At 67.3% G+C, this 20,813-nt stretch carries 13 protein-coding genes; 7 read left to right on the forward strand and 6 right to left on the reverse strand.

Annotation, left to right across the window (positions count from 1 at the left end):
* The first annotated feature begins 282 nt into the window (after positions 1–282).
* The gene (locus G579_RS16295; RefSeq protein WP_051181027.1) at positions 283–3,168 is read left to right on the forward strand and encodes an Rne/Rng family ribonuclease; all 2,886 of its coding nucleotides are present in this window, start codon (positions 283–285) and stop codon (positions 3,166–3,168) included.
* Positions 3,169–3,274: 106 nt separating this feature from the next.
* Here G579_RS16295 and G579_RS0106645 read toward each other — a convergent pair whose 3' ends face one another.
* A complete protein-coding gene (locus G579_RS0106645; RefSeq protein WP_211218677.1) occupies positions 3,275–3,790 on the reverse strand; it encodes a low molecular weight protein-tyrosine-phosphatase in 516 nt (171 codons plus the stop codon).
* A gap of 100 nt (positions 3,791–3,890) precedes the next feature.
* Complete coding sequence (uvrB, locus tag G579_RS16300) at positions 3,891–5,939, reverse strand: excinuclease ABC subunit UvrB (protein ID WP_051181029.1); 2,049 nt, start codon at positions 5,937–5,939, stop codon at positions 3,891–3,893.
* A 60-nt stretch (positions 5,940–5,999) separates the two neighbouring features.
* Here uvrB and G579_RS0106655 point away from each other — a divergent pair, with 60 nt between their 5' ends.
* Together G579_RS0106655 and G579_RS0106660 are read left to right on the forward strand one after the other, a co-directional pair.
* Complete coding sequence (locus tag G579_RS0106655) at positions 6,000–7,184, forward strand: pyridoxal phosphate-dependent aminotransferase (RefSeq protein ID WP_028989557.1); 1,185 nt, start codon at positions 6,000–6,002, stop codon at positions 7,182–7,184.
* Between the two features lie 56 nt (positions 7,185–7,240).
* The gene (locus G579_RS0106660; protein ID WP_028989558.1) at positions 7,241–7,858 is read left to right on the forward strand and encodes a hypothetical protein; all 618 of its coding nucleotides are present in this window, start codon (positions 7,241–7,243) and stop codon (positions 7,856–7,858) included.
* Here G579_RS0106660 and G579_RS0106665 read toward each other — a convergent pair.
* Positions 7,848–11,312: an FAD-dependent oxidoreductase gene (locus G579_RS0106665; protein WP_051181031.1), complete on the reverse strand. Its 3,465-nt coding sequence runs from the start codon at positions 11,310–11,312 to the stop codon at positions 7,848–7,850. The two genes, G579_RS0106660 and G579_RS0106665, sit on opposite strands and share 11 nt — an antisense overlap.
* Positions 11,305–12,486 carry a formate-dependent phosphoribosylglycinamide formyltransferase gene (purT, locus tag G579_RS0106670; protein WP_028989560.1) on the reverse strand — a complete coding sequence of 394 codons (1,182 nt, stop codon included), beginning with the start codon at positions 12,484–12,486 and terminating at the stop codon, positions 11,305–11,307. Before purT ends, G579_RS0106665 begins: the two co-directional genes overlap by 8 nt.
* 168 nt (positions 12,487–12,654) lie before the next feature.
* Between purT and gnd the strand changes: the two genes are divergently transcribed.
* From gnd to pgl, 3 genes are read left to right on the forward strand one after another with little or no spacing between them, the layout of a single operon-like run.
* Positions 12,655–13,575, forward strand: a complete 921-nt coding sequence (gene gnd, locus G579_RS0106675; protein WP_028989561.1) for a phosphogluconate dehydrogenase (NAD(+)-dependent, decarboxylating) — start codon at positions 12,655–12,657, stop codon at positions 13,573–13,575.
* Positions 13,572–15,041: a glucose-6-phosphate dehydrogenase gene (zwf, locus tag G579_RS0106680; RefSeq protein ID WP_028989562.1), complete on the forward strand. Its 1,470-nt coding sequence runs from the start codon at positions 13,572–13,574 to the stop codon at positions 15,039–15,041. Before gnd ends, zwf begins: the two co-directional genes overlap by 4 nt.
* 2 nt (positions 15,042–15,043) lie before the next feature.
* Entirely contained in the window at positions 15,044–15,745 is a 702-nt protein-coding gene (gene pgl, locus G579_RS0106685; protein ID WP_028989563.1) for a 6-phosphogluconolactonase, read from the forward strand.
* A gap of 111 nt (positions 15,746–15,856) precedes the next feature.
* Here pgl and G579_RS16305 read toward each other — a convergent pair whose 3' ends face one another.
* Entirely contained in the window at positions 15,857–17,176 is a 1,320-nt protein-coding gene (locus G579_RS16305) for a glucose-6-phosphate isomerase (RefSeq protein WP_155989759.1), read from the reverse strand.
* Between the two features lie 15 nt (positions 17,177–17,191).
* The gene (glgB, locus tag G579_RS0106695) at positions 17,192–19,348 is read right to left on the reverse strand and encodes a 1,4-alpha-glucan branching protein GlgB (protein ID WP_081662640.1); all 2,157 of its coding nucleotides are present in this window, start codon (positions 19,346–19,348) and stop codon (positions 17,192–17,194) included.
* Between the two features lie 171 nt (positions 19,349–19,519).
* Here glgB and glgC point away from each other — a divergent pair, with 171 nt between their 5' ends.
* Positions 19,520–20,803: a glucose-1-phosphate adenylyltransferase gene (gene glgC, locus G579_RS0106700; RefSeq protein WP_028989565.1), complete on the forward strand. Its 1,284-nt coding sequence runs from the start codon at positions 19,520–19,522 to the stop codon at positions 20,801–20,803.
* Positions 20,804–20,813: the final 10 nt, after the last annotated feature.

The raw sequence follows: 20,813 nt of genomic DNA on the forward strand, positions 1-20,813 counted from the left end.
TGCGCGCTGCGGGTTAAGTTTGCTATTTTAATGCAGAATCGCTTATATTTCGAGGGTACAGCGTCGGTCTGGCCGATGCGGCCGACACGCTTCACACAGGGTTACAGGGTTTCAGCTACAGGACCGCGGGAACGATCATGAGAAGAACATCGCTTTGGCTTGCGGGCCCCGCCCAACCCTGCCTCTTTACCGAATTTCTATCCCTTTTGTTCGCGCTCCCGGCCCTGTGGCCGGCCGCCCAGTCGCGGCCCCAAAGGTTGAGCGCAGGAGAACCACAACTTTATGAAACGCATGTTGATCAACGCCACGCATCCCGAAGAGTTGCGTGTGGCATTGGTAGAGGGCCAAAAACTTCTTGATCTGGACATCGAATCCGCTGCCAAGGAGCAGAAAAAGAGCAATGTCTACAAAGGCGTAGTCACCCGCGTCGAGCCCAGCCTCGAGGCGGCCTTCGTCGATTACGGCGCCGAGCGCCACGGCTTTCTGCCTTTCAAGGAAATCTCCCGCGAATACTTCCAGGCCGGCGACGAGGCTGGCGCTGGCCGCAAGCTGCGCATCCAGGACGTCATCAAGGAAGGCCAGCAACTCATCGTCCAGGTGGAAAAGGAAGAACGCGGCAGCAAGGGCGCCGCGCTGACCACCTTCATCAGCCTGGCCGGCCGCTATCTGGTGCTGATGCCCAACAACCCCCGTGCCGGCGGCGTGTCCCGCCGCATCGAGGGCGAGGAGCGCCAGCACATTCGCGAGGTGCTGGCGCAACTGCAGATCCCCGACAGCATGGGCGTCATCGCCCGTACCGCCGGCATCGGCAAGAGCACCGAGGACCTGCAGCACGACCTCAACTACCTCATGGGCCTGTGGCAGGCCATCTCCGAATCGGCCCAGGCGCGTCAGGCGCCCTTCCTGATCTACCAGGAGGGCAACGTGGTGGTGCGCGCCATGCGCGACTATTTCTCCGAGGACATCGGCGAAGTGCTGATCGACACTACCAGCGCCTTCGAAGCCGCCCAGCAGTTCATGCAATCCATCATGCCGAACATGGTCAAGCGCATTCGGCTCTACCAGGACAGCATCCCCCTCTTCTCCCGCTTCCAGATCGAGCACCAGATCGAATCGGCCTTCTCGCGCGAGGTGCGCCTGGAATCCGGCGGCGCCATCGTCATCGACCACACGGAGGCGCTGGTGTCCATCGACATCAACTCCGGCCGGGCGACCAAGGGCCAGGACATCGAGGAAACCGCGCTCAAGACCAACCTGGAGGCGGCCGAGGAGATCGCCCGCCAGGTGCGCCTGCGCGATCTCGGCGGCCTCATCGTCATCGACTTCATCGACATGGGCCCGGCCCGCAACCAGCGGGACGTGGAAAACCGGCTCAAGGAAGCCCTCAAGCTGGACAAGGCGCGCGTGCAGGTCGGCCGCATTTCCAAGTTCGGCCTCCTGGAAATGTCCCGCCAGCGCCTGCGTCCGAGCCTGGAGGAATCCAGCCACATCCCCTGCCCGCGCTGCAACGGCACCGGCCAGATCCGCGGCGTGGAGTCCAGCGCCCTGCACATCCTGCGTATCATCCAGGAAGAGGCCATCAAGGAGCGCACCGCGGTGATCCAGGTGCAGGTGCCGGTGGAGGTGGCCACCTATCTCATCAACGAAAAGCGCCCCGAGGTCGTGGACATCGAGAGCAAGACCGGCGTGCGCATCCTGCTCTTGCCCAGCGCCGAGTTGGTGACGCCCCATTACCACCTTCATCGCCTGCGCCAGCAGGATGTCGCCGCGGCGCATGTGCCGAGCTACCAAGTGCTGCAGCATGAAGCCGCCGCCCCGGAGGCGGCCCCGAGCCGGCCCACCCGGGTCCACGAGGCGCCGGCGGTACGACCGACCAATGTCTTGCCGCTGCCGCTTCCCCCCGCGCCAGCCCAACAGGCCCAGCAGCCCGCGCCGGCGGCGCCGGCCGCAGCGGCGAAGCCCTTGGGCCTGCTGCGGCGTCTGATGAATGCGCTGCTGCGGCGGCACAGCCCGGAACAAGCCGTTGAGGCCGCGCCGCCGGTAGTGCCGCAGGCCGCAACCGTCGCCACCCCGCCGGCTCCCGAAAAGCCGGCGCCACGGCCCGCGGGCGAACGGGGACGGCAGCGCGAAGCAGCGCGCGGCGGCGAGGGTGCCCAGGCCCAGCGCCGCGGCCGGCCGCAGCCGGCGGAAGCAGCCGCCGCCACCGAGGCGGAACGGGCGGCGCGCGACAAGGAGCAAGCGGAACGCGGTCCCGGGCGCAAGAGCCGCCGCGGCGGACGCCGTGGCCGCGGCCGCGGCGGGGAAGCCGCCGCCCCGCAGGAGACCGTCATGCCGGCAGCGGGACTGCAGTCCGCTGCTCCGGCCGCTGCGGTGGCCGAAGCGGCGCCGCCGGCGGTGGTCCCGCTGCCGGGGCCGGGAGGCGTTGCACGCCCGAGTGCGCCGCTATCCGCGCCCGCGCTGGATACGGCCGAGCCGGCCAAACCCAAGCCGGCGCCCAGCGACTGGCACGAAATCCCCGAGGAACCCGAGGCCCAGTTGCGGGCCGAGCAGGCCGCGGCCTTGGCCGTCGCCGAAGAGGAGCCGGTCCCGGCGGCGCTGGCAGGCATGTCGGCGGACAGCCCCGATGCCGGGAGGGAAGAGCATGCGGCCCTGGCGAGCGCCGTCCCCCTGCTGGCGCATGAGAAGCCGGCTCCCATCGGGACATCCAGCGCCCTGACCATCATCAGTGCCGCTCCCTCCCCGGCGCCGGCAGCGCCTGCCGAGACTCCCCGGGCGGAAGCGCCGGCATCACCAGCCTCGCCGGCCAGCGCACCGGAGCAAACGGCGGAACAGGCTGTGGCCCCGCTGCTGCCGGCCGAAGCTGCGCCAGCCACACCCGTCGAAGCGACGCCGCCGGCTCCCGCCGTGGCGGAGCTGGCCGCGGAGGCGCTTGAGCCCCACGCTGGCACGGACGCGGAAACGGAGACAGACGCGCCCCGGGAACGCACGCGCCGCGGCTATCGTCGGGGGCACCGCTCCCGCAGCCGCTCCCCGCAGGCTCGGGACAAGGCCGCCGACGGTACGGAACAGCCTCTGGCGGAGGCCGCGGCTCCTGCCCTGAGCGAGCGCGTGAAGAAAGACGCCGAAGTGCCTGCGGCGACAGGGACTTTCGGGGAACAGCAGGACTAAAGCGGCAAGCAGCGCCCGCATGCAAAAGCACGGCTCCCGCGGGAGCCGTGCTTTTTTGTGAACGCCGATGGCCAATGGGCCGGCTCAAGCCCGCCCGGCCGCGCCTTCAGCCGCTCTTCAGCCGCTCGCGCTGAATCTCCCGCAACAGGCCCTGCGCCCCTTCCTCGATCATGGCCAGGGTGCGATGGAAGTCCTCGATGCCGCCGTAGTAGGGATCGGGCACCGATCTGCCGTGATAGGGGCCATCGGCGTAATCCATGAAGAGCGCCAGCTTGGCCTGGGCGCCGGCGGGCCGGATGGCGCGCAGGTGGTCCAGGTTGTCCGCATCCATGGCCAGGATGTACTCGAAGGTATAGAAGTCCTCGTAGGCGACCTGGCGGGCACTCAGGTCGGTGATGTCCATGCCGCGGGCGGCACAGGCGCGCTGGGCGCGGACATCGGGGGCGCGCCCCACGTGGTAGTCGGCGGTGCCTGCGGAATCCGTCTTGATTCGCGCCGCCAGTCCTGCCTGCCGGACCTGATGGCGAAACAGTCCCTCAGCCATGGGCGAGCGGCAGATGTTGCCAAGGCACACGAAGAGGACCCGCACCGGCCGGCCGGGATTTGAATGCTGTACGGACATGAAGCCTTCCCTGTGATGACAGCTTAATGTTGTGCAAAGAAAGGGGGAGGCAGTAAGCATACTGCACTCCCCATCTTTCCACCACTGCCCGCCGGCGCCGTCAGCGGCGCCTGGCGCGGGCGGCGGGCACGGCCGGGCTGTCCTTGGCCACGCCCAGCAGGGCCTGTTCCATTTGCCTGATCTCGTCGCGAAGCTGTGCGGCCTTCTCGAACTCCAGGTTCTTGGCATGATCGTACATCTGACTCTCCAGGCGCTTGATGGCCTGCGCCAGGGAGACGGGATCGCCGGGCATGGCATAGCCCGCCTTCGGCTCGGCCGCCCGCGCCTTGGCGCCGCCGCTCTGCCGCCCGTAGACGCCGTCGATGATGTCAGCCACCGGCTTGACGATGCCCTTGGGTGTGATGCCATGGGCTTCGTTGAAGGCGAGCTGCTTGCTGCGGCGCCGATCGGTTTCCTCCAGGGCGCGAGCCATGGAGGCGGTGACCTTGTCGGCATAGAGGATGGCGCGCCCCTGCAGGTTGCGGGCGGCGCGGCCGATGGTCTGGATCAGCGAGCGGTCGGAACGCAGAAAACCCTCCTTGTCCGCATCCAGGATCGCCACCAGCGCCACCTCGGGCATGTCCAGACCCTCGCGCAGCAGGTTGATGCCGATCAGCACATCGAAGGTGCCGGCGCGCAGGTCGCGGATGATCTCCACCCGCTCCACCGTGTCGATGTCCGAATGCAGGTAGCGGACCTTGATGCCGAGGTCGTTGAGATAGTCGGTCAGGTCCTCGGCCATGCGCTTGGTCAGGGTAGTCACCAGCACCCGCTGGCCGTGGGCCACGGTGTCCTTGATCTCGCCGATCAGATCGTCCACCTGGGTGCGCGCCGGGCGCACCTCCACCTGCGGATCCACCAGGCCCGTCGGGCGCACCACCTGCTCCACGATCTGGCCGGCGTGGCTCATTTCATAGGGGCCCGGGGTGGCGGAGATGAAGATGGTCTGCGGCATGAGCCGTTCGAACTCATCGAACTTGAGCGGCCGGTTGTCCAGAGCCGAAGGCAGGCGGAAGCCGTATTCCACCAGGGTCTCCTTGCGCGAGCGGTCGCCCTTGTACATGCCGCCGATCTGCGGCACGGTCACGTGCGACTCGTCGATGAAGAGCAGCGCGTTGGCCGGCAGGTAGTCCAGCAGGGTGGGCGGCGGCTCGCCCGCCTGGCGGCCGGACAGGTAGCGCGAGTAGTTTTCGATGCCCGAGCAGTAGCCGAGCTCGGCCATCATCTCCAGATCGAAGCGGGTGCGCTGGTCCAGGCGCTGAGCCTCCAGCTCCTTGCCCATGGCGCGCAGCTCCGCCAGGCGCTCGCGCAATTCGGCCTTGATCTCCTCGATGGCGCGGCGCAGCACGCCCTGGGAGGTGACGTAGTGGCTCTTGGGAAAGACGGTGTAGCGCGTCAGCCGGGTGATGGTGGCGCCGGTGAGCGGGTCGAAGAGGCTCAGCTGCTCCACCTCGTCGCCGAAGAGCTCGATGCGCAGGGCCTCGCCTTCGCTTTCCGCCGGAAAGATGTCGATGACGTCGCCGTGGACGCGGAAGCTGCCGCGCTTCAATTCCAGGTTGTTGCGGGTATACTGGAGCTCCGCCAGGCGCTTCAGGATGGCGCGCTGGTCCACGGTATCGCCCTGGCGCAGATGCAGGATCATCTGGTGGTACTCGCCCGGATCGCCGAGGCCGTAGATGGCGGACACGGTGGCGACGATGATGGTGTCCGGCCGCTCCAGCAAGGCCTTGGTGGCGGACAGGCGCATCTGCTCGATGTGCTCGTTGATGGAGGCGTCCTTCTCGATGAAGGTGTCGGAGGCCGGAACGTAGGCTTCGGGCTGGTAGTAGTCGTAGTAGCTGACGAAGTACTCCACCCGGTTGTTGGGGAAGAACTCGCGCATTTCGGCATAGAGCTGCGCCGCCAGGGTCTTGTTGGGGGCCATGATCATGGCGGGCCGCTGGGTCTGGGCGATGACGTTGGCCATGGTGAAGGTCTTGCCCGAGCCGGTCACGCCCAGCAGGGCCTGGAACGCCTCGCCGTCGCGCAAACCGGCGGTCAGCTGGCGGATGGCTTCGGGCTGATCGCCGCGCGGCTGAAATTGGCTCTTGAGTTCAAATTTTTTCGTCATATCATTAGGCGGTTTTGTGGAAACCGTTTCGTGCCTCTTGCAGCAAGTGGAGAACCTTCTTTGGACAATTATCTTTCCCGCCGGGTTCAGGCCATCAAACCCTCCCCGACGCTGGCCGTAACCGCCCGGGCCGCCCGCCTCAAGGCCGCCGGGCGCGACATCGTGAGCCTGGGAGCCGGCGAGCCCGATTTCGACACCCCGGACTATATCAAGGAGGCCGCCATCCAGGCCATCCGCGACGGCTTCACCAAGTACACGGCCGTGGACGGCACGCCGGGGCTCAAGCAGGCGATCATCGACAAGTTCGCGCGCGACAACGGTTTCCACTTCGCCCCCGAGCAGATCCTGGTGTCCGTGGGCGGCAAGCAGAGCATCTTCAACCTGTGCCAGGCGCTGCTCAACCCCGGCGACGAGGTCATCGTGCCCGCGCCCTACTGGGTCTCCTACACGGACATCGCCATCCTGGCGGAGGCCCGGCCGGTGATTCTCGAGACCGGCATGGACAGCGGCTTCAAGATCACCCCCGAGCAGCTGGCCGCCGCCATCACGCCGCAGACCCGCCTGCTGTTCATCAACAGCCCGTCCAATCCGACCGGCGCGGCCTACACGGCGGCGGAGCTGGCGGCGCTGGGCGAGGTGCTGCGCCGGCATCCGCGGGTGCTCATCGCCACCGACGACATGTACGAGAAGATCCTCTTCACCGAGGCGCCGTTCGTGAACATCGCCAATGCCTGCCCGGACCTGCTGCCTCGCACCGTGGTGCTCAACGGCGTGTCCAAGGCCTATGCCATGACCGGCTGGCGCATCGGCTACTGCGCCGGGCCGCGGGAACTGATCCAGGCCATGACCAACGTGCAGTCGCAGAGCACCTCCAACCCCTGCTCCATCGCCCAGAAGGCGGCCGAGGCGGCCCTGAGCGGCGACCAGTCGGTGCTCGCGCCCATGCTGCAGGCTTTCCGCGAGCGCCACGATTACGTGGTGGCGCGCCTGCAGGACATGCCGGGTGTGGCCTGCCGGCCGTCGCAGGGCACCTTCTACGCCTTCCCCTCCTTCCACGAAGCGATGGCCCGCCTGCAGCTGGCGGACGACATCACCCTGGCCGAACGCCTGCTGGAAGAGGCCGAGGTGGCGCTGGTGCCCGGCTCCGCCTTCGGCGCCGACGGCTACCTGCGCATCTCCTACGCCACCAGCATGGACAACCTGCGCAAGGCCCTGGATCGCATCGAGGCCTTCCTCACCCGCTGAAAGAACTATCCTCCCCCCGGCAGAGTCTCATAAAGAGACTGCTCAGGGGGGAGACCATGCGTAGCGCCATTCTGCTGTTCCTTGCGCTGGGGATCTTCAGTGCGCCGCTGGCGGCCCAGGAGGGGCCGGCAGACGAGCAGCTGCATTTCCTGGATCAAGTCCCCTCCCCCGCACCCCATCGCCAGGAGATGCACGTGCAGGTCGACGCCCAGTCACTGCGCACCGGTCTGGTGCGGGTCGATCAGTGCCACTACAACCTGGACCCGGTGCCGGCGGCCCAGGTGGTCTTCGGCGAGCGCCTGAAAGCCCTGCAGGTCACGCGCGCCGAGAACATCGGCCAGGTGCGCGTGGAGGGGCGCAGCGTGCAGCTGCGCGACGTGGCGCGCAATGCGGTGCTGTGCCTGCGCACGGTCAACCGGGTCTTCGACCGGGATGCCGACGGCGGCTACGTGATCCGCAACGGTCCTTTCATGCGCCGTTTCCTGGACGGCTACTTTCCCCTGCAGCTCCATTACACCCTGAGCTACCCGGCCAACCTGCTGCGCTTCAAGGGGCTGACGTCGAGCGTGCCGGCCGGCACGCTCGACGTCGCCCGCAACGGCGAGCTGGACCTCAAGGTGCTGTTCGAGGGCGCCCTGCGCCTGGAAACCCGCTTCGATCCCGTCACCCTTTGAGCTGGTCCAGCAGATGATGGAGCCAGCGGTCGGTCAGCCGCTCCTGCGGGCTGTTCTGCGCCAGGCGCGCCGCCAGGTTGCCGAAATCCACGTCGAAGAGGAGTTGGTTCTGATTGAAGCAGGAGAAGACCACCCGCCGGGTCTGGCCCGTGTCCCGTTCCCAATGCCGGCACACGCACTGGGCGCAGATCTCCTTCATCATGCACTGCATGGGGCTGTTCACGCCGGCGTAGGCGATGGCCCCGGGCTTCAGCACGGGGGCCAGGGGGCCGGCCAGGAGCTCGGCGGTGAAGCCCATCATCTCGGCTGAGCCCAGGGCCCAGAACACGTCCACCTCCCGCAAGCGGGCACCGACCTGCGGCAGCGCGCCGGCCGCGCAGGCCCGGGCCAGCGCCTCGGCGCTCTGCCGCACGAGCAGGTCGCCCGTGCGCAAGGGGCCGGGCAGCGGCCCCTCCTCCACCGCCCACAGGGCGAAGTCGGTGGCCGCCTCCACCCGCTCCTGCCAGAACACCTCGGCGCCGTCCCGGAAGCAGCCGATGAAATAAACGCGGTTGCCCGCCGCCCGCCAGACCGGGCCCACGGCGGCCAGCAGGAAGAGTGCCCGGCGGCTGCCGATCACGGCGATGGTCTGTCCGCTCGGCACCGGCATGGCCGTGCCGGTCGGTCCCATGAGCACCACCGGCTCACCCGGCTGCAGACGGGCCGCCAGGCGGCTGCTGGCCCCCACCTCCAGCACGGCGAGACCGAGCTCGCCGCGCTCCCGGTCGGCCCAGGCTCCCGACAGGGCCAGGCCCTCCAGTTGCAGGCGCGTGCCCTCCACCAGCGATGCGCGCGTCTCGAAATTCTGCAGGCGGAAAAAGTGCCCCGGCTGCCATTTGCGCGCCTGCTGAGGCGCGCGCAGCACCAGCTCCACCACGTTCGGCGCCAGTCGGGTCACGCGCAGCACCTCGGGGCGCAGCAGACGGTCCAGCTCTCGGCACATGGCCGTGAACTCGCCCTCGTCCACCGCATGGTCCAGCCGCTCGGCAAAGATGCGCGCGATTTCCGCGGCCCCATGCTTGCCCGAGGCCATGGCATCCACCACGCTGCCGTGGAAGAGCGGGTGACAATCGCCGTAGACGCTGACGCCCAGGCGCGAGGTCTGGAAGCCCATGCGCGGGTCCTTGGCATGGCTGTCCAGCGGCGCGGGCACCAAGCCCTCGTCCTCCACCCGGAAAGGCACGTAATAGCGGCCGTGCATGGCGAAGGTGCCGGGATACTCGCGCTCGTAGACCGTATTGGGCGTGGCGCCGGCGGCCACCAGCACGGCGCGCGCCGGCAGGCGCAGCATCTCCCCGCTGCCGACCCAGCGCCCGTCCCCCACCGGCACCTGGCGCTCGAAACGCAGCGCCGCCACGTGGCCGTGGGCGTCCAGCTCCGCCTCCACCGGGCTCAGCGCCTCGGCGTAGCAGATGCCCTCCTCTAAGGCCTTGCCGATCTCCTCGTCGCTGCGCAGGTAGGCGGGCGACTCGTTCAGGGCGCGGCGGAAGGTCACGGTCACGCCGCCCCATTGGCGGATCAGCCGGACGAAATCCGGCGCCCGGCCTGCCGCCGCGGCTCGCTCACGTTCTTCGCGCACCAGGCGGCCGTGGGCCAGGAACTCCTCCAGGATCTCCCGCTCCAGCGGCGGCAGGCCAGGCGGCATCCCGACCCGCTCGACCCGGGCCAGGACCTTCTCCACCTGGCGGATGTAGTAGGCCTGCACCTCGGTGGCGGTGTCGATCCCGGTCAGGCCGCCGCCGATGACCACCGCCGGCAGGCGCACCTGCAGGTTGGCCAGGCTCTCCCACTTGGCGGCGCCGGTGAGCTGCAGGGCCATGAGAAAATCATTGGCCTGGCGAATGCCGCGCGCCAAGCCGTGGGGCATGGGAATGCCCGTGGGCTTGCCGGCGCCGGGGGCCAGGGCGATGTGGTCGAAGCCGAGGGCCTCGGCGTCCTCGATGGTCAGGGTGCCGCCGAAGCGCACGCCGCCATAGACGGCGAAGTGGCGGTGGCGCATCAAGGTGATGTGGATGAGCTTGAGGAAGTTCTTGTCCCAACGCACGGTGATGCCGTACTCGGCCACGCCGCCGAAGCCGCCCATGACCCGGCTGTCCAGGTCCTCATAGAGGGCATGGACGTCGCGCACCGCCTCGGGAGGCCGCCCCGCCCCGCCGGTCAATGCCGGCGGCAGCGGCTCGATCTTGAGGCCGTCGATGGCCACCACGCCGAAGCCGGCCAGCAGCAGGTGCTGGCTCAGGTTGAAGCCGGCCGGACCGGTGCCGACCACCAGCACCTTGACGCCGTTGTAGGGGGCCGGCACGGGATGGCGCACTCGGAGGGGATTCCAGCGGGTGAGCAGGCTGTAGAGCTCGAAGCCCCAGGGCAGCTCCAGCACTTCGGTGAGGATGCCGGTCTCGACGCGCGGGATGTCCACCGGCTCCTGCTTTTGATAGATGCAGGCCTTGCGGCAGTCGTTGCAGATGCGATGGCCGGTGGCCGGGCACAGGGGATTGTCGACCATGATCACCGCCAGCGCGCCCAGGGTCAGGCCCTCGCGCTTGAGCACGTGGCTTTCGGAGATCTTCTGCCCGAGCGGGCAGCCCGTCAGCGTCTCGCCGAGCGGGTTCACGCGCAGGCCGTGGTCGCCCGCCTGGCTGCTGTCCGGAAAGCCCTTGCTGCAGAAATCGCCGTCATGTTGGTGGCAATAGACGCAGTAATGCACGTGATCCAGGGCGCGGCGGCGGTCGCGCACGGAGCGGTCGGTCAGATGGAAGCCGTCGCGCTGGCGTCTGGCGGCCGGCGGGCCTTCCAGGCGGCCGGCCGGATCGCCGTCGACGGGCTGCACCGCCACCAGGTGCTGGTAGTGCAGCTTGCGCGGCTGCTGCAGGCTGACCCAGCCGCAGGTGGCCGCCTGTCCCTCGGGCGTGTGCAGGGCCAGCCAGATCCAGTCCGCCAAGCGGGCAAGCCACGCTTCATCGCCGGTCTCCCGGGCGGCCAGCCATAGTCGTGCCACCGCCAACTCGGGGTCGGGATCGTCGTTCAGGGGAATGGCCAATTGCGCGCCGAGCTCGGCGAAATCGGCCGTGGGCGGCGGGCCGCGCCGCTTGCGCACCGCGCGGACGAACTCGGCCTTGAAGGCAAAGACGGGATCCTCCCGCGCTTGCCGCGCCCAGAGGGCGTCCCGCTCCGGCAGGATGCCGAAGAGCTCGGCCAGGAAGACGTCCAGGTGGCGGGCCACGCCGATGAGCAGCTCGGATTCCGCCACCGGCGGGAAGAAGGCGCCAGCGCGATAGCGCAGCAGGGTGGCATGCAGCTCCGGCGACTGCGCGGCCAGCCGCTCGAGAAAGCGGGCGTCCAGGGCCAGCAGTCCCTCGCGCGCGAAGAGATCGGCGTAGCGCAGGCCTTCGATCTGCAGCTTCAGGGCGTCATTCAAGCCGCACTCCCACGAGGCTGGCCGTCTTGACCGCCCGCTCCCGCGCCTCTTCCACGTCGCGGCCGCGGGCCAGCGCCACGCCCATGCGCCGGCGCGGGCCGGCGTAGGGCTTGCCGAAGAGGCGCACGCGGCTGTCCGGCACGGACAGGGCCTCGGCCAAGCCGGTGTAGCACGGCGCCCAGCCCTCGCCGCCGCCGTAGATCACTGCCGAGGCCGCCGGTCCGAGGACCTGCGGCATCACCGGCAGGCCCAGGATGGCGCGCAGGTGAATCTCGAACTCGCTCATGTTCTGGCTGGCCAGGGTGACGAGACCGGTGTCGTGGGGCCGCGGGCTGACTTCGCTGAAGATGACCGTGTCGCCCTTGACGAAGAGTTCGACCCCGAAGATGCCGCAGCCGCCCAGGTTGTCGGTGATGATCTGGGCGATTTCCTGGGCGGTGCGCAGGGCCGCGTCGCTCATGTACTGCGGCTGCCAGGACTCCACGTAGTCACCGTGCTCCTGGCGATGGCCGATGGGCTCGCAGAAGACGGTGCCAAAGGCAGTGCGCGCGGTCAACAGGGTGATTTCGAAATCGAAGTCCACGAAGGATTCCACGATCACCCGTTGTCCCGCCACCCGCGCGCCGCTGGCGGCATAGGCCCAGGCCGCGGCCGCGTCCTCGCGCCGGCGGATGGTGCTTTGCCCCTTGCCGCTGGAAGACATGATCGGTTTGACCACGCACGGATAGCCGAGTGCCTCCGCCGCATCCAGCAACTCGGCCTCGCTTTCGGCGAAACGGAAGCGGGAGGTGGGCAGGCCCAGCTCCTCCGCCGCCAGGCGCCGGATGCCCTCGCGGTTCATGGTCAGCCGCGCCGCCCGCGCGGTGGGGATGACGGTGGCCAATCCTTCGGCCTCGATCTCGGCTAGAATGTCGGTGTTGATGGCCTCGATCTCGGGGACGACGAAATCGGGCCGCTCGCGCCGCACCAGCGCCTTGACCGCGGCGCCGTCGGTCATGTCCAGCACCTGGCTGCGGTGAGCCACCTGCATGGCCGGCGCGTTGGCGTAGCGGTCCACGGCGATGACCTCGACGCCCAGGCGCTGGGCCTCGATGACGAACTCCTTGCCCAGTTCTCCACTGCCCAGGAGCAGGATGCGGGTGGCGTTGGCGGAAAGCGGGGTACCGATGTGCATGGGGGCCTCATGTGACGAATGGAATTTTGTACCTGCTTTTAAGTCTATCTGGAAAACCGCCGTATGCCATAATCCGAAGAGGGCATGCGCACCGCCGTGCCCGCTTCCGGCTCGCCGACAAGTGACAGAAGAAGCAAAACCGAACCACTCTGCTGCGGAGGTCGTGCAATGCAAATCGCAATCGTGGGACTGGGACGGATGGGCGGCAACATGGCGCGGCGCCTGCGCCGGGCCGGCCTGGAGGTGGTCGCCTACAATCGCAACGGGAGCGTGACGGATGCCCTGGCCGCCGAAACCGGCCTGCAGGCGGTGCACAGCCTGGAGGAACTGATCCAGGCCCTGCCCGCGCCGCGTATCGTCTGGCTCATGCTGCCCGCCGGCGACGCCACCCAGCAGCACATCGATCAACTGGTGCCGTTGCTGAGTGCCGGCGACGTGCTGGTGGACGGCGGCAACGCCTTCTACAAGGATTCCATGGCGCGCGGCCAAGCCCTGGCCGCCCAGGGGCTGCACTTCGTCGATGCCGGGGTCTCGGGCGGCGTCTGGGGCCTGGACAACGGCTACGCCCTCATGGTGGGCGGCGCGGACGAGGCGGTGCAGCGGCTGGAGCCCTTCCTCAAGGCCCTCGCCCCGGCGCCGGACAAGGGCTGGCTGCATTGCGGTCCGGTCGGCAGCGGCCACTTCGTCAAGATGGTGCACAACGGCATCGAGTACGGCATGATGCAGGCCTTCGCCGAGGGCTTCGCCCTGCTCAAGGGCCGCGAGGACTTCGATCTGGATCTGGCCGCCGTGGCCGAGATGTGGCGGCACGGCAGCGTGGTGCGCAGCTGGCTGCTGGATCTGACGGCCGACTTCCTGAAGCAGGACCAGGAACTGGCCGATGTGGCGCCGGTGGTGGCCGATTCCGGCGAGGGACGCTGGACCGCCATGGAGGCCATCGAACAGGGCGTGCCGGCGCCGGTGATCAGCCTGGCATTGGCCATGCGCTTCGCCAGCCAGGGCCGCAACGACTATCCGGCAAAGCTGCTGGCCATGATGCGCAAGGGCTTCGGCGGTCATTTCGTGGCGACCCAGGGAGGTGACGCGTGATCGAGGGCGCCTGTCACTTCGTCGTCTTCGGAGCCACCGGCAACCTGGCGTCCAACAAGCTGCTGCCCGCCCTCTATCACCTGGAACAAGCCGAACGCCTGCCCGACGACCTGACCTTCTTTGCCTTCGCCCGGCGCGACTGGAACAACGACGCCTGGAACGCGCACATGCGCGAAGTCCTGGAAAAGAAGATCCGCCACTTCGACGAGGGCGTGTTCACGCGCTTCGCCGCCCGCTTCAGCTACATCCGCGGCGATCTCAACGACCCCGATTCCTACCGGACCCTGGCCTACCAGCTGGGCCAGACGGAAGTCACCAAGCCCAGCAACACCATCTTCTACCTGGCCATCAAGCCGACCGAATTCAGCGAGGTGATCCGCAATCTGGGCGCCGTGGGCCTGAGCAAGGAAAAGGGCAATCACCGCATCGTCATCGAGAAGCCCTTCGGCGATGACCTGGAAAGCGCCCTGCTGCTCAACGAGCGGCTGCACCAGTATTTCAACGAGGATCAGATCTACCGCATCGATCACTACATGGGCAAGGAAACGGTGCAGAATCTGGTGGTGTTCCGCTTCGCCAACCTGATGATCGAACCGCTGTGGAACCGCAACTTCATCGACCACGTGCAGATCACCGTGGCCGAGGAAATCGGCATCGAGGGGCGCGCCGACTACTACGACAAGGCCGGTGCCCTGCGCGACATGCTGCAGAACCACCTGATGCAGCTGCTGACCCTGGTAGCCATGGAGCCGCCGCCGGCGCTGGAGGCCGATGCCATCCGCGACGAAAAGGTGAAGGTGCTGCGCTCCATCCGCCCCATTTCCCGGCGCGCCATCCACGCCCACGCCTTCCGCGCCCAGTACGGCCCCGGCTACATCCACGGCGTGCCGGTGCCGGGTTATCAGGACGAGCCCGGCGTGGAACGGCACTCCGTCACCGAAACCTACGTGTCGGCCAAGCTTTACATCGACAACTGGCGCTGGCGCGGCGTGCCTTTTTATTTGCGCACCGGCAAGCGCATGGCCAAGCAGGTTTCCGGCATCGCTCTGCGTTTTCGCCATCCGCCCCAGCAGCTCTTCCGGGAAACACCCATCGAGGACATCGATCCCAATTGGATCCTGCTTTCCATCCAGCCGACCGAGACCATCAAGGCGGAGCTGCAGGTGCGCCTGCCCGGCCTGGAGATGCGCACCCGCACCGCCCAGTTGAACGCTTCCTACCGGGCCTCGGACGAAGCGCCGCTGGACGCCTATGAAGCCTTGCTGCTGGATGTCATCGAGGGCGACCGTACGCTCTTCATCCGCTTCGACGAGGTGGAATGGGCCTGGCGGGTGGTGGACCCCATCCTCAAGTACTGGGCGCAGGAGCGTGATTTCATTCACAGCTACCCGGCCGGCACCTGGGGCTCGGACGAGTCCTGCCGCCTCTTCGACAGCGAAGATCAGACTTGGCGCAACGAGTTCTAGCCATGCCCGAGACCCACGCGCAAATCCGCCGCTGGCACCTCTATCCCACCGCCGAGGACTTGGTGGCCCATGCCGCCGCCGCCATCGGCCGCATCGCCGCCGAGGCCATCGCCCGACGCGGGGACTTTCACTTCGTGCTGGCCGGCGGCAGCACGCCCATCGCCATCTATGCGCGCCTGCGCGACCTCGACTGCGACTGGTCGGCCTGGCACATCTACATCGGCGACGAGCGCTGCGTCGGTCCCGAGCATCCGGAGCGCAACAGCCGCATGGCCGAGGAGGCTTGGCTGCGGCACGTGCCGATCCCGGCCGGCCAGATCCACCCCATCCGGGGGGAACTGGGCCCGGCTCGGGCGGCGGCGGACTATGCCGCCCTCCTCGCCAGCGTGCCGCGCTTCGATCTCGTGACCCTGGGACTCGGCGAGGACGGCCACACCGCCAGCCTCTTTCCCGATCACCCCTGGGGCGTGGAGGCGGATGCACCGGCGACGCTGGCGGTCACCGACTCGCCCAAGCCGCCGCCCGAGCGCGTCAGCCTGAGCGCCCGTGCCTTGAGCCAGGCGCCGCAGGTGTTCTTCTACGTGGCCGGAGCGGCCAAGCGGGATGCGGTCGCGCGCTGGCGCCGGGGCGAAGGCATCCCGGCCGGCGCCATCAGGCCGGCGAATGGGGTGGACATCTGGGTGGATGAGGCGGCCTGGGGCTAGTTCAGGCAAAAGAGGGCAACGCAGATCATCATCGCGCGCAAGCCCGCTCCACATACCAGGATGCGACATCCCGCGCAGGAACGAGCTTGCTCGCGCCAAGCTCCCGGGCCGCTACAGTCCGCGGATGGTCTTCATCTCGTCCAAATACTTGCGGGTCAGCACCTTGCTCTCCTCCACCGCCGGCTGGTCGAAGGGATCGATGCCCATCAGCTCGGCCACCACCACCGTCTCCACTTCCAGCAGGATAATGAGCTCGCCGATGGCAAAGGCATCGCCCTGCAGCAAGCTCAGGGTGCGGTTGGGGCGGCCGCGGCGGGTGAGGGTTTCGCGGGTGCCGAGGAACTCCGCGCCGAAGAGCTCGCCGGTGGTGTGGCCCACCAGCGGCCGCACCGCCGGCAGATCGGCAAAGCGCATGGGGATGCGCTCGCCCGCCGTCAGCAGATCCGGCGAAGTCAGGAAGGTGAACTGCTTGTCGGCCGGCCCCTGTAGAAAAAGCTGCAGCTGGCTGTGCTGATCGGTGACGCCCTTGGCGTGCACCGGGGTCAGGCCGCGCTCGCGGCCCTGGGCGTCGTGCTTGCCGAGGCTCTCCGCCCAGAGCTGCCGGTACCAGTCCACCACCCAGGACAGGTGATCCGAATAGGGCATCCACTGGCTGATGGTCTTGCCCTTTTCCGCGAGCAGATACTGGGCCGTGCCCTGCCACAGGGCCGGGTTCTCCGTCATGCCCCGCTGGCAGCAGCGTTCCGCCATGGCGCGCGCGCCCTCCATCACCCCCTCGATGTCGGCGCCCGCCAGATAGGCCGGCAGCAGGCCCACCACCGACAGCACCACGAAGCGGCCGCCCACCGGCGGATGCGCCACCACCGGCACGTTCAGGCGCTCGGCGATCTGATAGAGAGCGCCGTTGGGCTCCTCGGTGATGACCAGCACATGCTCGCGCACGCACTGGGCGCCCAGTTCGCGCTCCATGCGCGGCAGCACGGTCAGAAGCTGGGCCAGGGTCTCGGCGGTGTTGCCGGACTTGGAGATGACGATGAGCAGGCTCTCGTTCCAGTCGATGCGGTCCAGGGACTCCAGGGTAATGGGATCGACGTTGTCGTAGAAGCGGACGCGCCGCCGCTCCAGGCGGTCGCCCAGGGTCTGCACCAGCATGTTGCCGCCCAGGGAGGAGCCGCCGATGCCGAAAACGATGAAGCGCTTGAAGCGCTTCAGCATCTTGTTGCCGAGCGCCTTGATCTCGGCCAGGTCGGTCTGGAAAGGCAGGCCCAGGAAGGAAGGCTCCTTGCCCTCGCGCCAAGCCTGCAGGCGCTCGCGCAGGCCGTCCAGGCGGGCGTCCTGGGCGAGGATGTCGCTCTCCTTGACGCCGTGCCCGCCCACTGCCGTGTCGAGAAAATTGGCGCCGTTGATGGACAATCTGCTGAATATGCTCACGCTTCCTCCGTGGTCTTATTGTGGTTTGAGAACGATGCCGGCCAGCGGCGGCAGGGTCAGGCTGAGGGAATGCGGAAAGCCCATCCAGCTCTGCGCTTCCGCCGCCGCGCCGCCGCCGTTGCCCAGATTGCTGCCGCCGTAATAGGCGGAATCGCTGTTGAAGATCTCCCGGTAAAAACCGGGCTTGGGCACCCCCACCCGATAGCCCGGGCGCGGCACGGGCGTGAAATTGAGCAGGACGATCACGCAATCCCCGTGCTGGTCCTGGCGCAGATAGGCCAGCACGGATTGATCGGCATCGTGGCAGTCGATCCAGCGGAAGCCGTCCGCGCTGAAATCCAGGGCGTGCAGGGCCGGCTCCTGCCGGTAGAGCTGATTCAGATCATTGGACAGCCGCTGCATGCCCGCGTGCCACTGGCGGTCCAAGAGCTCCCAGTCCAGCCGGGAATTGACCTGCCATTCGCGCCCCTGAGCGAATTCATTGCCCATGAAGTTGAGCTTCTTGCCGGGGTGGGTCGCCTGATAGGTGAAGAGCAGGCGCAGGTTGGCGAACTTCCGCCAGGCATCGCCGGGCATTTTGTCCAGCAGGGAACGCTTGCCGTGCACCACCTCGTCGTGGGACAGGGGCAGGACGAAGTTTTCCGTGTAGGCATAGACTTGGCTGAAGGTCAGCATGTCCTGGTGGTAGCGCCGGTGGATGGGATCGTTCTCCATATAGGACAGAGTGTCGTTCATCCAACCCATGTTCCACTTCATGCTGAAGCCCAGCCCGCCCACGTAGGTCGGCCGCGAGACCATGGGCCAGGCGGTGGACTCCTCGGCGATGGTCAGGGCGCCTGGATGCCGCTCGTGCACGAAAATGTTCATCTCGCGCAGGAAATCGATGGCTTCCAGGTTCTCCCGACCGCCGTGGCGGTTGGGCAGCCACTCGCCCGGCTGGCGGGAGTAGTCCAGGTACAGCATGGAGGCCACCGCGTCCACGCGCAGGCCGTCCACGTGGAACTCCTCCAGCCAGTAGTGGGCGTTGGCCAGCAGAAAGTTTCTGACCTCGTTGCGCCCATAATTGAAGATATAGGTGCCCCAGTCCTGGTGCTCGCCCAGGCGCGGATCCTCGTGCTCGTAGAGAGCGGTGCCGTCGAAGCGGGCCAGGGCGAAGTCGTCCTTGGGAAAATGGCCCGGCACCCAGTCCAGAATGACGCCGAGGCCGGCCTGATGACATTGGTCCACGAAGGCGCGGAAGTCGTCCGGCTCGCCGTAGCGGCTGGTGGGCGCGTAATAGCCGGTCACCTGGTAGCCCCAGGATTCGTCCAGCGGGTGCTCGCTGACCGGCATGAGTTCCAGATGGGTGTAGCCCATCTCCTTGGCATAGGGGATGAGCCGCTCCGCCAGCTTGCCGTAGCTCAGGAAGCGGCCGTCGGGACCGCGCTGCCAGGAGCCCAGGTGCACCTCGTAGCAATTGACCGGCGCATGCTGCCAGTCCCAGGCGGCGCGCTGGCGCAGCCACTCGGCGTCGCCCCACTGATGGCGGCTCCGGTACACCCGGGCGGCGGTGCCGGGCCGGTGTTCGAAAAACGCGCCGTAAGGGTCGGTCTTGACCAACACCGCGCCCGTCGCGCGGTTGCGGATCTCGAACTTGTACAAAGTGCCGTCCGGCAACTCGGGAATGAAGAGCTCCCACACGCCGCTGCTGCCATGCACCTGCATGGGGTGGCGGCGTCCGTCCCAGTCGTTGAAGTCGCCGACCACGCTGACGCGTTCCGCGTTCGGCGCCCACACGGCAAAGCGCACGCCCTGGACCCCGGCCTGCTCCCGCGGGTGGGCACCCAACATCCGATAGGCCTCCCACAAGCGCCCTTCGCCGAAGAGGTGCAGTTCGAAATCGCTGATGCTCGGCGGAAAACTGTAGGGATCGTAGATTTCGAATTGCCGCCCGCCGGCCTGCCAGCGCAGCCGGTAAGGCTGCGGCAGGGGCGCGGGGCGCCGGATCGCAAAGAGACCGGCGGCATCCATGCGGGACAACGGCTCCCAGCCCGTCGGCGTGAGCACCTCGACCTGGGCTGCTTGCGGCAGGAAGGCGCGGATGATCCACTCTTGTCCGGCTGGATGCTGACCCAGATAATCGAAGGGATGGTGATGACGCGCTTCGGCAATGGCCTGCAACTGGAAATCCATGAACGCCCTTGTCATCTTCTATATTATAATTTTATGGATCTGGCCACACGGTGAAAGCAAGACTATAACAAATTCAATGGTCCCGCACGCCATCCGACCTTTGGCACATCCGACCACCCTCCAAGTTAAGCATAATAATTTTTTATAATTCGCTCGTATAATGGGAGAAACATGTACACGCCGGAATCCGCACGCTTCATCAGCATCCTGACCCAAAACACGGTAGCCCTGATCCTGGCGGGCGGACGCGGCAGCCGCCTGAAACAACTGACCGACTGGCGCGCCAAGCCGGCGGTACCCTTCGGCGGCAAGTTCCGCATCATCGATTTCCCCCTCTCCAACTGCCTCAATTCCGGCATCCGCCGCATCGGCGTGGTCACCCAGTACAAGGCGCACAGCCTGATCCAGCACATCCAGCGCGGCTGGGGCTTCCTGCGCGGCGAGTTCAACGAGTTCGTGGAGATCATGCCGGCCCAGCAGCGGCTGGCGGAAAGCTGGTACAAGGGCACCGGCGATGCGGTCTACCAGAACATCGACATCATCCGCACCTATGACCCCAAGTACGTGCTGATTCTGGCCGGCGACCACATCTACAAGATGGACTACGGTCAGATGCTGGCCTTTCACGTCAATGCCGAAGCCGACATGACGGTCGGCTGCATCGAGGTGCCCGTCGCCGAGGCCACCGCCTTCGGCGTCATGAGCGTGGACGAGAGCGACCGGGTGACCGCCTTCAGCGAGAAGCCCCAGAACCCGACGCCCATTCCCGGCCGGCCGGACACTGCCCTCGCCAGCATGGGCATCTATGTGTTCAATGCCGACTTCCTTTACGAGCAGCTCATCCGCGATGCCGACGATCCCAAATCCAGCCACGATTTCGGCAGCGACTTGATCCCCCACATCGTGTCCCGCCACCGCGTCTTCGCGCACCGCTTCAGCGACAGCTGCGTCGGCGGCAATGACCGCTCCTGCTCCTATTGGCGCGACGTGGGTACGGTGGACGCTTACTGGGAAGCCAACATGGAGCTGACCAAGATCACGCCGGATCTGAATCTGTACGACAACCGCTGGCCCATCTGGACCTACCAGGAACAGCTGCCGCCCGCCAAGTTCGTCTTCGACGAGGACAGCCGCCGCGGCATGGCGGTGGATTCCATGGTCTCGGGCGGCTGCATCATCAGCGGCGCCACCGTGCGCCGCTCCCTGCTCTTTTCCAACGTGGTGGTGGAGAACCGGGCCAACCTGGAAGATGCCGTGGTCCTGCCCAACGTCCAGATCGGCCCGGATGCCCGCCTGAAGCGGGTGGTCATCGACAAGGGCACCCGGATTCCGGCGGGGCTGGTGGTGGGCGAGGACCCCGAGGAAGACGCACGCCGCTTCTACCGTACCGACAAGGGCATCACCCTGATCACACCGGAGATGCTGGGACAGCAGTTGCACCGGGCACCGCGCTGATCCCCGCGCC

Origin of the sequence: Thermithiobacillus tepidarius DSM 3134, from assembly GCF_000423825.1 — a bacterium.
In the GTDB taxonomy this organism is placed as follows: Bacteria; Pseudomonadota; Gammaproteobacteria; order Acidithiobacillales; family Thermithiobacillaceae; genus Thermithiobacillus; species Thermithiobacillus tepidarius.

Coding starts and splice junctions, on each gene's coding strand:
- gnd (WP_028989561.1), top strand. CDS start 12,655: ATGCAAATCGCAATCGTGGGACTGGGACGGATGGGCGGCAACATGGCG.
- glgC (WP_028989565.1), top strand. CDS start 19,520: ATGTACACGCCGGAATCCGCACGCTTCATCAGCATCCTGACCCAAAAC.
- glgB (WP_081662640.1), bottom strand. CDS start 19,348: ATGGATTTCCAGTTGCAGGCCATTGCCGAAGCGCGTCATCACCATCCC.
- pgl (WP_028989563.1), top strand. CDS start 15,044: ATGCCCGAGACCCACGCGCAAATCCGCCGCTGGCACCTCTATCCCACC.
- uvrB (WP_051181029.1), bottom strand. CDS start 5,939: ATGACGAAAAAATTTGAACTCAAGAGCCAATTTCAGCCGCGCGGCGAT.
- purT (WP_028989560.1), bottom strand. CDS start 12,486: ATGCACATCGGTACCCCGCTTTCCGCCAACGCCACCCGCATCCTGCTC.
- G579_RS0106660 (WP_028989558.1), top strand. CDS start 7,241: ATGCGTAGCGCCATTCTGCTGTTCCTTGCGCTGGGGATCTTCAGTGCG.
- G579_RS0106645 (WP_211218677.1), bottom strand. CDS start 3,790: ATGTCCGTACAGCATTCAAATCCCGGCCGGCCGGTGCGGGTCCTCTTC.
- G579_RS16295 (WP_051181027.1), top strand. CDS start 283: ATGAAACGCATGTTGATCAACGCCACGCATCCCGAAGAGTTGCGTGTG.